The 13,744-nt window shown below is 66.0% G+C and carries 8 protein-coding genes and 1 tRNA gene; 5 read left to right on the top strand and 4 right to left on the bottom strand.

Annotated elements, in window-relative coordinates:
- Window positions 1–13: 13 nt before the first annotated feature.
- Both aceF and aceE read right to left on the bottom strand, forming a co-directional pair.
- Complete coding sequence (gene aceF / locus AC1Z3W_RS30925; protein ID WP_057929180.1) at window positions 14–1,666, bottom strand: dihydrolipoyllysine-residue acetyltransferase; 1,653 nt, start codon at window positions 1,664–1,666, stop codon at window positions 14–16.
- A gap of 70 nt (window positions 1,667–1,736) precedes the next feature.
- Window positions 1,737–4,433: a pyruvate dehydrogenase (acetyl-transferring), homodimeric type gene (gene aceE, locus AC1Z3W_RS30930; protein ID WP_057929179.1), complete on the bottom strand. Its 2,697-nt coding sequence runs from the start codon at window positions 4,431–4,433 to the stop codon at window positions 1,737–1,739.
- A 273-nt stretch (window positions 4,434–4,706) separates the two neighbouring features.
- On the opposite strand from aceE, the gene fixL reads away from it, so the two are divergent.
- The 4 genes from fixL (at window position 4,707) to AC1Z3W_RS30950 (ending at window position 11,295) form a co-directional block, all read left to right on the top strand.
- A complete protein-coding gene (gene fixL, locus AC1Z3W_RS30935; protein WP_057929178.1) occupies window positions 4,707–7,223 on the top strand; it encodes an oxygen sensor histidine kinase FixL in 2,517 nt (838 codons plus the stop codon).
- Complete coding sequence (gene fixJ / locus AC1Z3W_RS30940) at window positions 7,220–7,858, top strand: oxygen response regulator transcription factor FixJ (protein ID WP_006493245.1); 639 nt, start codon at window positions 7,220–7,222, stop codon at window positions 7,856–7,858. The genes fixL and fixJ overlap by 4 nt, the downstream gene beginning before the upstream one ends.
- A 237-nt stretch (window positions 7,859–8,095) precedes the next feature.
- On the top strand, window positions 8,096–8,953 hold the full coding sequence (gene folD, locus AC1Z3W_RS30945; protein WP_483509240.1) for a bifunctional methylenetetrahydrofolate dehydrogenase/methenyltetrahydrofolate cyclohydrolase FolD: 858 nt from the start codon (window positions 8,096–8,098) through the stop codon (window positions 8,951–8,953).
- Between the two features lie 254 nt (window positions 8,954–9,207).
- Window positions 9,208–11,295 carry a M3 family metallopeptidase gene (locus AC1Z3W_RS30950; protein WP_483509241.1) on the top strand — a complete coding sequence of 696 codons (2,088 nt, stop codon included), beginning with the start codon at window positions 9,208–9,210 and terminating at the stop codon, window positions 11,293–11,295.
- A 60-nt stretch (window positions 11,296–11,355) separates the two neighbouring features.
- On the opposite strand, the gene dinB is transcribed toward AC1Z3W_RS30950, so the two are convergent.
- Window positions 11,356–12,567, bottom strand: a complete 1,212-nt coding sequence (gene dinB / locus AC1Z3W_RS30955; protein WP_483509629.1) for a DNA polymerase IV — start codon at window positions 12,565–12,567, stop codon at window positions 11,356–11,358.
- 196 nt (window positions 12,568–12,763) lie between these two features.
- Here dinB and AC1Z3W_RS30960 point away from each other — a divergent pair, with 196 nt between their 5' ends.
- A complete protein-coding gene (locus AC1Z3W_RS30960) occupies window positions 12,764–13,456 on the top strand; it encodes an aspartate/glutamate racemase family protein (RefSeq protein ID WP_124834670.1) in 693 nt (230 codons plus the stop codon).
- 82 nt (window positions 13,457–13,538) lie between these two features.
- On the opposite strand, the gene AC1Z3W_RS30965 is transcribed toward AC1Z3W_RS30960, so the two are convergent.
- Window positions 13,539–13,615: transfer RNA gene (locus tag AC1Z3W_RS30965), tRNA-Met, on the bottom strand.
- Window positions 13,616–13,744: the final 129 nt, after the last annotated feature.

Genomic DNA, 13,744 nt, shown 5'->3' on the forward strand with positions numbered 1-13,744 from the left:
AGCCCTCAGCTCATCAAAGAATGATGCGACGGAAATCGGCAAGCAACGCGCCGAGATACGCATTGAACCGCGCGGCTTCCGCGCCATCGATCACGCGATGGTCATACGACAGCGACAGCGGCAGCGTCAGGCGCGGCACGAACTGCTTGCCGTCCCACACCGGCTTCATCTGGCCGCGCGACAACCCGAGGATTGCCACTTCCGGCGCGTTGATGATCGGCGTGAAGTTGGTGCCGCCGATCCCGCCGAGCGACGAGATCGAGAAGCAGCCGCCCTGCATCTGGTCCGGCTTCAGCTTGCCGTCGCGCGCGGCCTTCGACAGCTCGGCCATTTCCTTCGCGATGTCGACGAGACCCTTCTTGTCCGCATCGCGGATCACCGGCACGACGAGGCCGTTCGGCGTATCGGCGGCAAAACCGACGTGGTAGTACTGCTTGAACACCAGGTTGTCGCCGTCGAGGCTTGCGTTGAAGGTCGGGAACTTCTTCAGCGCGGCAACGACCGCCTTGATCACGAATGCGAGCATCGTGAACTTCACGCCCGCCTTCTCGTGCTCCTTGTTCAACTGCACGCGCAGCGCTTCGAGCTCGGTGATGTCCGCTTCGTCGTTGTTCGTGACGTGCGGGATCATCACCCAGTTGCGATGCAGGTTCGCGCCCGAGATCTTCTTGATGCGCGACAGCGGCTTCGCCTCGAACGGGCCGAACTTCGAGAAGTCGACCTTCGGCCACGGCAGCAGGTTCAGCTCGCCGCCGCCTGCCGGCGCGGCTGCCGCAGCCGGCGCTGCGCGCTGGCCCGTCATCACACCCTTCACGAAACCGGTGATGTCTTCCTTCGTAATGCGGCCCTTCGGACCGGTGCCTTGCACGCGTGCGACTTCGACGCCGAGTTCGCGCGCGAACTTGCGCACCGACGGCGACGCGTGGCTCGCGCGGTATTCGCCCGACGGCGCGGCGGCCGGTGCCGGTGCAGCGGCAGCAGCCGGTGCGGGCGCAGCCTTCGCGGGTGCCGATGCGGCGGCCGGCGCCGGCGCGGCAGCGGCCGGAGCCGGTGCGCTCGCCTGCGGTGCCGCAGCCGGCGAACCTGCGGCGTCGAGCAGCACGATCAGCGTGCCTTCCGACACCGAATCGCCCACCTTCACCTTGATTTCCTTCACGACGCCGGCGGCCGGGCTCGGCACGTCCATCGTCGCCTTGTCCGACTCGAGCGTGACGAGCGACTGCTCCTTCTCGACCGTGTCGCCGACCTTCACGCCGATCTCGATCACCGGCACGTCCTTGTAGTCGCCGATGTCGGGCACCTTCACTTCGAGCGTGCCGCCCGATGCTGCCGGTGCGGCCGCCGGTGCAGCAGCAGCCGGTGCCGGCGCTGCCGCCGGGGCCGGCGCGGCGGCGGGCGCGGCCGCGCCGTTTGCCTGCGCTGCGGCGCCGCCTTCGAGCAGGATGATCAGCGAGCCTTCCGACACCGAATCGCCCACCTTGACCTTGATCTCCTTCACGACGCCCGCTACCGGGCTCGGCACGTCCATCGTCGCCTTGTCCGACTCGAGCGTGACGAGCGACTGCTCGGGCTCGACCGTATCGCCGACCTTCACGCCGATCTCGATCACCGGCACGTCCTTGTAATCGCCGATATCCGGCACCTTCACTTCGATCGCTTGACTCATCTTTTTGTGTCTCCATGGCCGCGCGCGCCCCTCCCGGAAGCGGCGCGCGGCATCACACGGCGCGTGTGCGTTAAACGGTCATCGGGTTGGGCTTCGACGGATCGAGGTTGTACTTGGCAATCGCGTCCGCGACCACCTTGCGCTCGATCGTGCCTTCGTCGGCCAGCGCGTTGAGCGCAGCGACGGTGACCCAGTGACGGTCGACTTCGAAGAAGTGACGCAGCTTCTCGCGGGTGTCCGAACGACCGAAGCCGTCCGTGCCCAGCACGACGAAGCGGCGATCGACCTGGCCGCGGATCTGGTCGACCAGCGCGCGCACGTAGTCGGTCGATGCGATGACCGGACCCTGCGTGTCCTTCAGGCACTTCTGCACGTGCGACAGGCGACGCTCCTCGGTCGGATGGAGCAGGTTCCAGCGCTCGACTTCATGGCCTTCACGCGCAAGCTCGGTGAAGCTCGGCACGCTCCACAGGTCGGCCGCAACGCCCCAGTCGTTCTTCAGCAGGTCGGCGGCAGCGATCACTTCGTTGAAGATCGTGCCCGCGCCGAGCAGCTGCACGCGCGGCGCCTTCTTGTCGGCGTCGGCCTTCTTGAACGCGTACATGCCCTTGATGATGTCGGCCGCCACGTGCTCGCCCTGCGGAATCGCCGGGTGCTCGTAGTTCTCGTTCATCACCGTGATGTAGTAGTACACGTCTTCCTGGTCCTGCACCATGCGGCGCAGACCGTCCTGGACGATCACCGCGAGTTCGTAGCCGAACGTCGGGTCGTAGCTCACGCAGTTCGGCACCGATGCCGCCCACAGGAGCGAGTGACCGTCTTCGTGCTGCAGGCCTTCGCCGTTCAGCGTCGTGCGGCCTGCGGTGCCGCCGAGCAGGAAGCCGCGCGAGCGCATGTCGCCCGCCGCCCATGCCAGGTCGCCGATCCGCTGGAAGCCGAACATCGAATAGAAGATGTAGAACGGCACCATGATCTCGCCGTGCGTCGAGTACGACGTCGCCGCCGCGATCCAGTCGCACATGCCGCCCGCTTCGTTGATGCCTTCCTGCAGGATCTGGCCGGTTTCCGATTCCTTGTAGAACATCAGCTGGTCGGAATCTTCCGGCACGTACTTCTGGCCTTCCTGGTTCCAGATACCGATCTGGCGGAACAGGCCTTCCATGCCGAACGTACGCGATTCGTCCGGGACGATCGGCACAACGCGCTTGCCCAGCGCCTTGTCCTTCAGCAGGATGTTCAGGATCCGCACGAATGCCATCGTCGTCGAGATCTCGCGGCCTTCGCCCGTGCCCTTCAGCAGCGGCTCGAATGCGTCGAGCGCCGGCACCGGCAGCGACGTCGCCTTCTCGCGGCGATGCGGCAGGTAGCCGCCGAGGTCCATGCGCTTTTGGCGCATGTATTCGAGTTCCTTCGAGCCTTCCTCGAACTTCAGGTACGGCACGTCGGCGATCTGCTCGTCGGTGATCGGCAGGCGGAACTGGTCACGGAACTTCTTCAGTTGCTCGACCGGCAGCTTCTTCTGCTGGTGCGTGATGTTCATTGCCTGGCCCGACTCGCCCATCCCGTAGCCCTTGATGGTCTTCGCGAGGATGACGGTCGGCGCGCCCTTCGTGTTGGTCGCTTCGTGGAATGCCGCGTAGATCTTGTGCGGATCGTGGCCGCCGCGGTTCAGCGCCCAGATGTCGTCGTCCGACCAGTCGGCGACGAGCGCCTTCAGTTCAGGCGAGTTGAAGAAGTGTTCGCGAACGAACGCGCCCGACTCCGACTTGTACGTCTGGTATTCGCCGTCGACGGCTTCCATCATGCGGCGCATCAGCGCGCCCGACTTGTCGCGTGCGAACAGCGCATCCCAGCGGCTGCCCCAGATGACCTTGATCACGTTCCAGCCGGCACCGCGGAATTCCGATTCCAGTTCCTGGATGATCTTGCCGTTGCCGCGCACCGGACCGTCGAGACGCTGCAGGTTGCAGTTGATCACGAACACGAGGTTGTCGAGCTTCTCGCGGCTCGCCATGCCGATCGCGCCGAGCGATTCCGGCTCGTCCGTCTCGCCGTCGCCGAGGAACGCCCAGACCTTGCGGCCTGCCGTCTTCGCGATGCCGCGCGATTCCAGGTACTTCATGAAGCGCGCCTGGTAGATCGCCATGATCGGGCCGAGACCCATCGACACCGTCGGGAACTGCCAGAAGTCCGGCATCAGCCACGGGTGCGGGTACGACGAGATACCCTTGCCGTCGACTTCCTGGCGGAAGTTGTCAAGCTGCTCTTCCGACAGGCGGCCGAGCAGGAACGCGCGCGAGTACACGCCCGGCGACGAGTGACCCTGCACGAACACGAGATCGCCGCCGTGCTGGTCGGACGCCGCGTGCCAGAAGTGGTTGTAGCCGACGTCATAGAGCGTCGCGGCCGACGCGAACGATGCAATGTGGCCGCCGACGTTCGTGTCCTTGCCTGCGCGCAGCACCATCGCCAGCGCGTTCCAGCGCGTGTACGAACGGATGCGGTGCTCGACGTCCTGGTCGCCCGGGATCTTCGCCTGGGCGGCAACGGGAATCGTGTTGATGTACGGGGTGTTGGCGGAGAACGGCAGGTGTTCGCCGTGCATGCGAGCGAACTCGATCTGCTTTTCGATCAGGTAATGCGCGCGGCCGGTGCCCACGGAGGAGATCACGCCGTCGAGCGACTCGAGCCATTCAACGGTTTCTTGCGGGTCGTCGTCACGTTCGGCGGCGACATATTTCATCACTTCGTTCGGTACAGCGGACATTCTCGTCTCCTGGGTCCTGGAATGTGAGGATCGCTCTCGTGCAGACGACTCGACGCGGCCGGCTGCGGGCAAGCTCCGACGGATTGTAATGAGCGTGCACGGGCGTGCGCAACAAAATTTTCGAATTATGAGATCTTTTCTCGTAATGTGGAATATTGCTGCGCCGCACCCATGTTCCGGGCCTCTCCGGCACGCGCCGCGAAGACAAATTCGTTTCCGTTCAACATATGCGGTATAGGTTTTCCATGTATTGCGCTGCGCTACAATCCTGCCATGTTGACCGATCGGCTTTTCGCACGCTCGGCGCGACCGTCGGGCCCGCCGGCGGAGTCGCAGCCGTCCCGCTGGCACCACGGACCGTGGTGGTCCAATTCCTATTTGCTGACGCCGCTGCTGTCGATCCTCGTGTTCCTCGTGGTGATGAGCCTGATTCTATGGAGCCTCAATCGCCGTGAACAGCAGCAGCAGGAAGACACGCTGTTCCGTAACGTCGCATGGGCGCAGCAGCAGATCCGCCTGTCGATGACGGGCGCGCAGGAGCAGCTGCAGGCGCTGTCGCGCGATCTCGCATCCGGCCGCCTCGACCAGAACGCATTCCAGATGGCCGTCGCGGACGTGATGCAGACGCACCCGGAAATCCTCTACCTGAACTGGTACACCGCGCCCGGCGTGCAGCGCTGGCCGACCGTGCACCCGCCGCTGCTCGGCCAGCGGCTCGCGAAGCCCGGCGACGCGCAGATGCAGGACGCCGTGCGCGGCGCGTACGACGAAGCGCGCAGCACGCGCCGCCAGGCCTATTCGCCGCTGATCTACGACGACTTCGGCAACGGCTTCATCACGCTGCAGACGCCCGTGATGCGCGGCGACCGCGAATATCTCGGCTCGATCGCCGCGGTGTTCTCGGTCGAAGGAATCCTGAAGCACGACATCCCGCAGGAGCTGTCGTCGAAGTACAAGATCTCGATCACCGATTCGAACAACCGCGAGCTGTCGTCCACGTCGACGCGCCCGCGCCTGCCGCGCGACTCCCACTACGACCTGCCGCTCGATCCGCCCGGCCAGGGGCTGACCGTGCGCGTGTACGCGTTCCCGCAGCTCACGAACCTGACCAACAACACGCTCGTGTGGCTGGTCGCCGGGCTGTCGTGCTTCGTGCTGTGGAGCCTCTGGAGCCTGTGGAAGCACACGCGCCAGCGCTTCGAGGCGCAGCAGGCACTGTACGCTGAAGCGTTCTTCCGCCGCGCGATGGAAAACTCGGTGCTGATCGGCATGCGCGTGCTCGACATGCACGGCCGCATCACGCACGTGAACCCCGCGTTCTGCCGGATGACGGGCTGGGACGAGACCGACCTGGTCGGCAAGGTCGCACCGTTCCCGTACTGGCCGCGCGACGCCTACCCGGAAATGCAGCGCCAGCTCGACATGACGCTGCGCGGCAAGGCGCCGAGCTCTGGCTTCGAGCTGCGCGTGCGGCGCAAGAACGGCACGCTGTTCCATGCGCGCCTCTACGTATCGCCGCTGATCGACAGCTCCGGCCGCCAGACCGGCTGGATGTCGTCGATGACCGACATCACCGAGCCGAAGCGCGCGCGCGAGGAACTCGCGGCCGCGCACGAGCGCTTCACGACGGTGCTCGAAAGCCTCGACGCCGCGGTGTCGGTGCTCGCCGCCGACGAAGCCGAGCTGCTGTTCGCGAACCGCTACTACCGCCACCTGTTCGGGATCCGCCCGGACGGCCACCTCGAGCTGTCGGGCGGCGGCTTCGACCGCGCGCAGGCGTCGTCCGACTCGATCGACATGGTCGATGCGTTCGCGGGCCTGCCGGCCGCCGCGCTGACGAGCGGCACGGCCGACGCGCAGGAGGTGTACGTCGAGAGCATCCAGAAGTGGTTCGAAGTGCGCCGCCAGTACATCCAGTGGGTGGACGGCCACCTCGCGCAGATGCAGATCGCAACCGACATCACGACCCGCAAGAAGGCGCAGGAACTCGCGCACCAGCAGGAAGAGAAGCTGCAGTTCACGAGCCGATTGATGACGATGGGTGAAATGGCGTCGTCGATTGCTCACGAATTGAACCAGCCGCTCGCCGCGATCAACAACTACTGCTCGGGCACGCTCGCGCTCGTGAAAAGCGGCCGCGGCACGCCCGAAACGCTGCAGCCCGCGCTGGAAAAGACCGCGCAGCAGGCGCTGCGCGCGGGGATGATCGTCAAGCGAATCCGCGAATTCGTGAAGCGCAGCGAGCCGAAGCGCCAGCCGGCGCGGGTCGCGGACATCGTCGCCGATGCGGTCGGGCTCGCCGAAATCGAGGCCAGGAAGCGCAGGATCCGGATCGTCACGGAAATCCTCGCAAGAATGCCTATTATTTATGTCGACCCCGTGCTGATCGAGCAGGTGCTCGTGAACCTGATGAAGAACGCGGCCGAGGCGATGGCCGACGTGAAGCCGGCGTCGGCGGACGGCGTGATTCGCGTCGTCGCCGACATCGATGCGGGTTTCGTCGACATCCGCGTGATCGACCAGGGTCCGGGCGTCGACGAAGCGACCGCCGAACGCCTGTTCGAACCGTTTTACAGCACCAAGTCCGACGGCATGGGCATGGGGCTGAACATCTGCCGTTCGATCATCGAATCGCATCGGGGGCGTCTGTGGGTGGTCAACAATGTCGAACCGGACGGCCGCATTTCCGGCGCGACATTCCACTGCAGCCTGCCCATTGGGGAACCCGCTGATCTCGGCCAAGGGGGGCGCGAGGCATCGGCATCACATACCGTTACGGGAGAACTATGAATAGCCCTGTCACCACCACTCAGGAAACTGTCTTCGTCGTCGACGACGACGAAGCCGTACGGGACTCGCTGCGCTGGCTGCTGGAGGCGAACGGCTATCGCGTGCAATGCTTCTCGAGCGCCGAGCAGTTCCTCGATGCCTATCAGCCGGCGCAGCAGGCCGGCCAGATCGCCTGCCTGATCCTCGACGTGCGGATGTCGGGCATGAGCGGCCTCGAACTGCAGGAGCGCCTGATCGCCGACAACGCCGCGCTGCCGATCATCTTCGTCACGGGCCACGGCGACGTGCCGATGGCGGTATCGACGATGAAAAAGGGTGCGATGGACTTTATCGAGAAACCGTTCGACGAGGCCGAGCTGCGCAAGCTCGTCGAGCGGATGCTCGACAAGGCCCGAAGCGAAAGCAAGAGCGTCCAGGAACAACGCGCCGCGAGCGAGCGCCTGTCGAAGCTCACCGCGCGCGAACAGCAGGTGCTCGAGCGGATCATCGCCGGCCGCCTGAACAAGCAGATCGCCGACGATCTCGGGATCAGCATCAAGACGGTCGAAGCGCACCGCGCGAACATCATGGAAAAGCTCAACGTCAACACGGTGGCCGACCTGCTGCGCCTCGCGCTGTCGAAGAAGCAGGCCTGAACATTGCGCGCGGCCGCGGGGCATCTGCCCGGCCGGCCGCGCCAACGCGCCGCGCGATGCGGCGCACTCGCGCGACGTGGCCCGGCGCTTCCTCCCGGTGCGCCGGCACCACCGCCATGACGCTTCCCGTGCATTCGCTGTCGGACGACAGCAAGCGAACGGTATAATTGCGTGCTTTGCTGCGGCGCTTCAAGCGTCGTACGCCCGCATTTCAACTTCCCGGCAGGACCCACCACCATGACAGCCCTCCTCATCGACGGCAACGCCCTCTCGAAGACCTTGCGCGCGCAGGCCGCCGAACGCGCCGCCACGCTGACCGCGCGCGGCCACCAGCCCGGCCTCGCGGTGATCCTCGTTGGCGCGAACCCGGCGAGCGAAGTCTACGTGCGCAACAAGATCAAGGCGTGCGAGGACAACGGTTTCTTTTCGCAGAAGGATGCGTATCCGGACACGCTGTCGGAGGCCGACCTGCTCGCGCGCATCGACGCGCTGAACCGCGACCCGAAGATCCACGGCATCCTGGTCCAGCTGCCGCTGCCCGCGCACATCGATAGCCACAAGGTGATCGAGGCGATCGCGCCGGAGAAGGACGTCGACGGCTTCCACGTCGCGAACGCCGGCGCGCTGATGACGGGCAAGCCGCTGTTCCGCCCGTGCACGCCGTACGGCGTGATGAAGATGTTCGAAGCACATGACATCCCGCTGCAAGGCGCGAACGCGGTCGTGATCGGCCGCTCGAACATCGTCGGCAAGCCGATGGCGATGATGCTGCTCGAAGCCGGTGCGACCGTGACGATCTGCCACAGCAAGACGCGCGACCTCGCCGCGCACACGCGCCAGGCCGACGTCGTGGTCGCCGCGGTCGGCAAGCGCAACATCCTGACGGCCGACATGGTCAAGCTCGGCGCGACGGTGATCGACGTCGGCATGAACCGCGACGACGCCGGCAAGCTGTGCGGCGACGTCGACTTCGCCGGCGTGAAGGAAGTCGCCGGCCACATCACGCCGGTGCCGGGTGGCGTCGGCCCGATGACCATCACGATGCTGCTGATCAACACGATCGAAGCAGCAGAGCGCGCCGCCGCGGCCGCCTGATCGCCCTGCCCGCCCAGCCGGCGCGCATTCGTGCGCCGGCATCCCGCCGGTCGCCGTCGCGGCCGCGCCGTCACACTGCCATACCCCACTGCGTTTCGCCCGTATCCGACCCCGCGCCGAGCCCATCCAATCGCATCGTTAGAAACTAACGATTGGAAAGCGCGCGATGCGCCCCAATAATGTCGGTATCGGGCGCGCCGCTTCGCGCCTCACCCTTTTACCCCGGTTCATCCGGCAACAGACAGGGAGTCTTAATGTCCGCCAGCGCCAATACCAATCCGCTTCTCGATTTCTCCGACCTGCCCCGCTTCGGCGAGATTCGCCCGGAACACGTGACGCCCGCGCTCGACACGCTGCTCGATGCCGCCAACCGCGCGGTCGACACCGCGAGCGCACCCGCGACGCCGGCGACCTGGGCCGCGATCGTCGAGACGGTCGAGCAGGCAACGGAGCCGCTCGGGCGCGCATGGGGCGTCGTTGGCCACCTGAACGCCGTTGCCGATACGCCGGAGCTGCGCGCCGCCTACGGCGAGAACCTGCCGCGCGTGACCGAATTCTGGTCGAGCGTCGGCCAGAACCTCGCGCTGTACGAGAAGTACAAGGCGATCGCCGCGAGTGCCGAATACGCGACGCTGTCCGTCGAGCGCAAGAAGATCCTCGACAATGCGCTGCGCGATTTCCGCCTGTCGGGCGCCGAGCTGCCCGAAGACCGCAAGCCGCGCTTCGCGGAACTGCAGGAGCAGCAGGCCGCGCTGTCGAAGGCGTTCTCCGACCACGTGCTCGACGCGACCAACGCATATGCGTATTTCGCGCAGGACGAAGCCGAGCTCGCCGGCCTGCCGGGCGACGCGATCGAAGCGGCTCGCGAGGCCGCGCAGAAAGAAGTCAAGGAAGGCTGGAAATTCACGCTGCACTTCCCGTCCTACTTCCCGGTGCTGCAATACGCCGAGAACCGCGCGATGCGCGAGACGCTGTACCGCGCCTATGCAACGCGCGCATCCGAACTCGGGCCGCAGTACGGCGGTGGCAAGGCCGAATGGGACAACACGGCGATCGTCGCCGACGAGCTGAAGCTGCGTCGCGAAGAGGCGCAGATGCTCGGCTACCGCAATTTCGCCGAAGTGTCGCTCGCGCCGAAGATGGCGGAGTCGCCGCAGCAGGTGATCGCGTTTCTCGAGGATCTCGCAACACGCGCGCGCCCGCACGCGGACAAGGACTGGGACGAACTGCGCGCGTTCGCCTCGAAGGAACTCGGCCTGACCGAGCTTGCGCCGTGGGACGTCGCGTTCGCGGCCGAGCGGCTGCGCCAGCAGCGCTATGCGTTCTCGGAAAACGAGGTCAAGCAGTACTTCCCCGAACCGGCCGTGCTGAAGGGCCTGTTCACCGTCACCGAGACGCTGTTCGGCGTGCGGATCAAGCCGGACGATGCACCGGTCTGGCACAAGGACGTGCGCTTTTTCCGCGTCGAGAACCGCGACGGTTCGCTCGTCGCGCAGTTCTATCTCGACCTCTATGCACGCGAAGGCAAGCGCGGCGGCGCATGGATGGACGATGCGCGTGCGCGCGCGAAGCGCGGCGGCACCGTGCAGACGCCGGTCGCGTACCTGACCTGCAACTTCTCGGCGCCGATCGGCGGCAAGCCCGCGTGCTTCACGCACGACGAAGTCATCACGCTGTTCCATGAATTCGGCCACGGACTGCATCACATGCTCACGCGCGTCGACGAGCTCGGTGTATCGGGCATCAACGGCGTCGAATGGGATGCGGTCGAGCTGCCGTCGCAGTTCATGGAGAACTTCTGCTGGGAATGGGACGTGCTGTCGTCGATGTCGTCGCACGTCGATACCAGCGCCGCGCTGCCGCGCGAGCTGTTCGACAAGATGATCGCCGCGAAGAACTTCCAGAGCGGCCTCGGCACGCTGCGCCAGATCGTGTTCTCGATGTTCGACATGCTGCTGCACGTCGACTTCGACCCGGCCGGCGCGACCGGCGTGAACGCGTTCGCGCGCGAGATCAACGAGCGCTACCACGTGATTCCGCAGGCGGCGTTCTCGCGCTGGCCGAACACCTTCAGCCACATCTTCGCGGGCGGCTATGCGGCTGGCTACTACAGCTACAAATGGGCCGAGGTGCTGTCGGCCGACGCGTACGCGGCGTTCGAGGAAGCAGCCGCTGCAAGCGGCAGCGTGCTCGATGCGGCAACCGGCACGCGCTATCGCCACGAGATCCTCGAAGTCGGCGGCAGCCGCCCGGCGATGGATTCGTTCAAGGCGTTCCGCGGCCGCGAGCCGGAAATCGACGCGCTGCTGCGCCACAACGGGATGGCCTCGCCCGCGCACTGAGCACGCATTGCCCGGCTCGTCCGGCTGCATCGAAAGGCACCGCTTCGGCGGTGCCTTTTTTCATGGCGCCGGCGTTTCGCGGCCGGCGTCGTCCGCGTGGTCCGCGTCGTCCGCCTGGTTCGCTTCATCGTCGAACAGCGAGAACTGCCCGTGGCGCTCGGCCGTGTCCTCGTCGATGCGCACACCGACACCCAGCAGCCGCACCGCCTGCGCGCGCCGCTGCAGCCCTTTCGCGAGCAGCGTGACGGCCGTCTGCGCATTCGTCGCGTCGGCCACGCATTCGACCGTCGTGCGCTGGAAATCGGCGAAGCGGATCTTCACATACAGCTTGCGGATCGCGCGGGCAGCACCCGCACGCGCAATCCGCGCATCGAGCTGCACGACGAGGCGGCGAATCTCGTCCGCGCATTGTTCGAGCGTCGTCAGGTCGGTCACGTAGGTCGTCTCGACGCTAACCGACTTGCGCTCCTGGTCGGCCTGCACCGGCCGTTCGTCGACCCCGCGCGCGAGCTGGTACAGCCGCCGGCCGAACGCGCCGAACTCGCGATGCAGGTCGATCAGCGACCAGTCGCGCAACTGCGCGCAGGTCTGGATGCCGAGCCGGTCGAGCCGCGTGGCCGTCACCTTGCCGACGCCGTGCAGCTTGCGCACCGGCAGCGCCGCGACGAACGCATCGACCTCATGCGGTCGCACGACGAACAGGCCGTCGGGCTTGTTCCAGTCGGACGCGATCTTCGCGATGAACTTGTTCGGCGCGACGCCCGCCGACACCGTCACGCCAACCGTGTCGTACACGCGCTGGCGGATCTCCCGCGCAATCAGCGTCGCACTGCCCTGGCACAGTTCGGAACCGCTGACGTCGAGATAAGCCTCGTCGAGCGACAGCGGCTCGACGTCGTGCGTGTAGTCGCGATAGATCGCCATGATCTGCCGCGACGCCGCCCGGTACTTGTCCATCGCGGACGGCAGGATCAGCAGGTCCGGACACTTGCGCATCGCCAGCGCCGACGACATCGCCGAATGCACGCCATAGCGCCGCGCCTCGTAGTTGCAGGTCGCGATCACGCCGCGCTGGTCGGGCCGGCCGCCGACCGCGAGCGGCCGGTTGCGCAGCGACGGGTCGTCGCGCATCTCCACCGACGCGTAAAAGCAGTCGCAGTCGCAGTGGATGATCTTGCGCACGCGCGGCGGTCCGTCGCCAGGCGGAGGCACGCGCGGATCGGCAGGCGGGATGATGGTCGGGTTCACGGTGCCGATACTGTACAAAAACACAGTGCCCGTTTCAACTGCCACGTGCTGCCGCGTCGGGTCGGCGCCGGGCGCTTGCGGCCGCTCGGGGCCGCGCCTGCTCCCGGCCATCTGCCGCCGGCGGTGCCGTACCGGTCCGCTTCGCGCGGATCGTACCGCCGCGCACACGGGCCGGCCCCTATACTCGTCTGCCACGACGTACGAAACGCACCGGTGACGAATGAAGACGATCGGACTGATCGGTGGCATGAGCTGGGAATCGTCGGCCGAGTATTATCGGATGATCAATCGCCATTCCAAGACGCTGCACGGCGGGCACCACAACGCGAAGAGCGTGCTGGTGACGGTGGATTTCGCGGAGATCGAAGCATTGCAGCGCGCGCAGGACTGGGCCGCGCTGGGCGAACGGATGGCCGATGCCGCGCGTCAGCTCGAAGCGGCCGGCGCCGATCTCGTCGTGCTGACGACCAACACGATGCACCGCGTGCACGCCGCAATCGAAGCGGCGGTGGCACTGCCGTTCCTGCATATCGCCGATCCGACCGGCGCCGCCCTGCACGCCGCCGGCATCAAGCGCGTCGCGCTGCTCGGCACGCGCTACACGATGGAACTGCCGTTCTATGCGGAGCGTCTGCGCGACAAGTTCGGCCTCGACGTGCTGGTGCCCGGCGAAGCCGCGCGCAGCGACGTGCACAGGATCATCTACGACGAGCTGTGTCACGGCGTGATCGATACGGAGTCGCGCGCGACCTATGTGGCGATCATCGACGAACTGGCAAAACGCGGCGCGCAGGCCGTGATTCTCGGCTGCACGGAAATCACGCTGCTGATCGGCGCGGACGATTCGCCGCTGCCGGTGTTCGATACGACCACGCTGCATGCGAAGGCGGCGGTCGAGTGGGCGGCGGGCTGAAAACAAAAAACCCGGCACGGGGCCGGGTTCTTGTCGACGAAGCGCGCATCGGTCACTTGCGCTGCACATCGTCTGGTGTGCTTGGTTGCGGGGGTAGGATTTGAACCTACGACCTTCGGGTTATGAGCCCGACGAGCTGCCAGACTGCTCCACCCCGCGTCAGAGAAATAAATTATAGGGTGATGAAGCACCCACGTCAATACCTTTGTCACAATCTCTTTGCAGGTCGTCGATGTCACGGTGCACGGCGCGTGCTTCGCATCGCGTGTCGCGCGCGTTCGCGCCCCG

The sequence above is a fragment of the Burkholderia sp. 10_S31 genome, assembly GCF_056930375.1.

Coding starts and splice junctions, on each gene's coding strand:
- aceE (WP_057929179.1), bottom strand. CDS start 4,433: ATGTCCGCTGTACCGAACGAAGTGATGAAATATGTCGCCGCCGAACGT.
- fixL (WP_057929178.1), top strand. CDS start 4,707: ATGTTGACCGATCGGCTTTTCGCACGCTCGGCGCGACCGTCGGGCCCG.
- AC1Z3W_RS30950 (WP_483509241.1), top strand. CDS start 9,208: ATGTCCGCCAGCGCCAATACCAATCCGCTTCTCGATTTCTCCGACCTG.
- aceF (WP_057929180.1), bottom strand. CDS start 1,666: ATGAGTCAAGCGATCGAAGTGAAGGTGCCGGATATCGGCGATTACAAG.
- AC1Z3W_RS30960 (WP_124834670.1), top strand. CDS start 12,764: ATGAAGACGATCGGACTGATCGGTGGCATGAGCTGGGAATCGTCGGCC.
- folD (WP_483509240.1), top strand. CDS start 8,096: ATGACAGCCCTCCTCATCGACGGCAACGCCCTCTCGAAGACCTTGCGC.
- fixJ (WP_006493245.1), top strand. CDS start 7,220: ATGAATAGCCCTGTCACCACCACTCAGGAAACTGTCTTCGTCGTCGAC.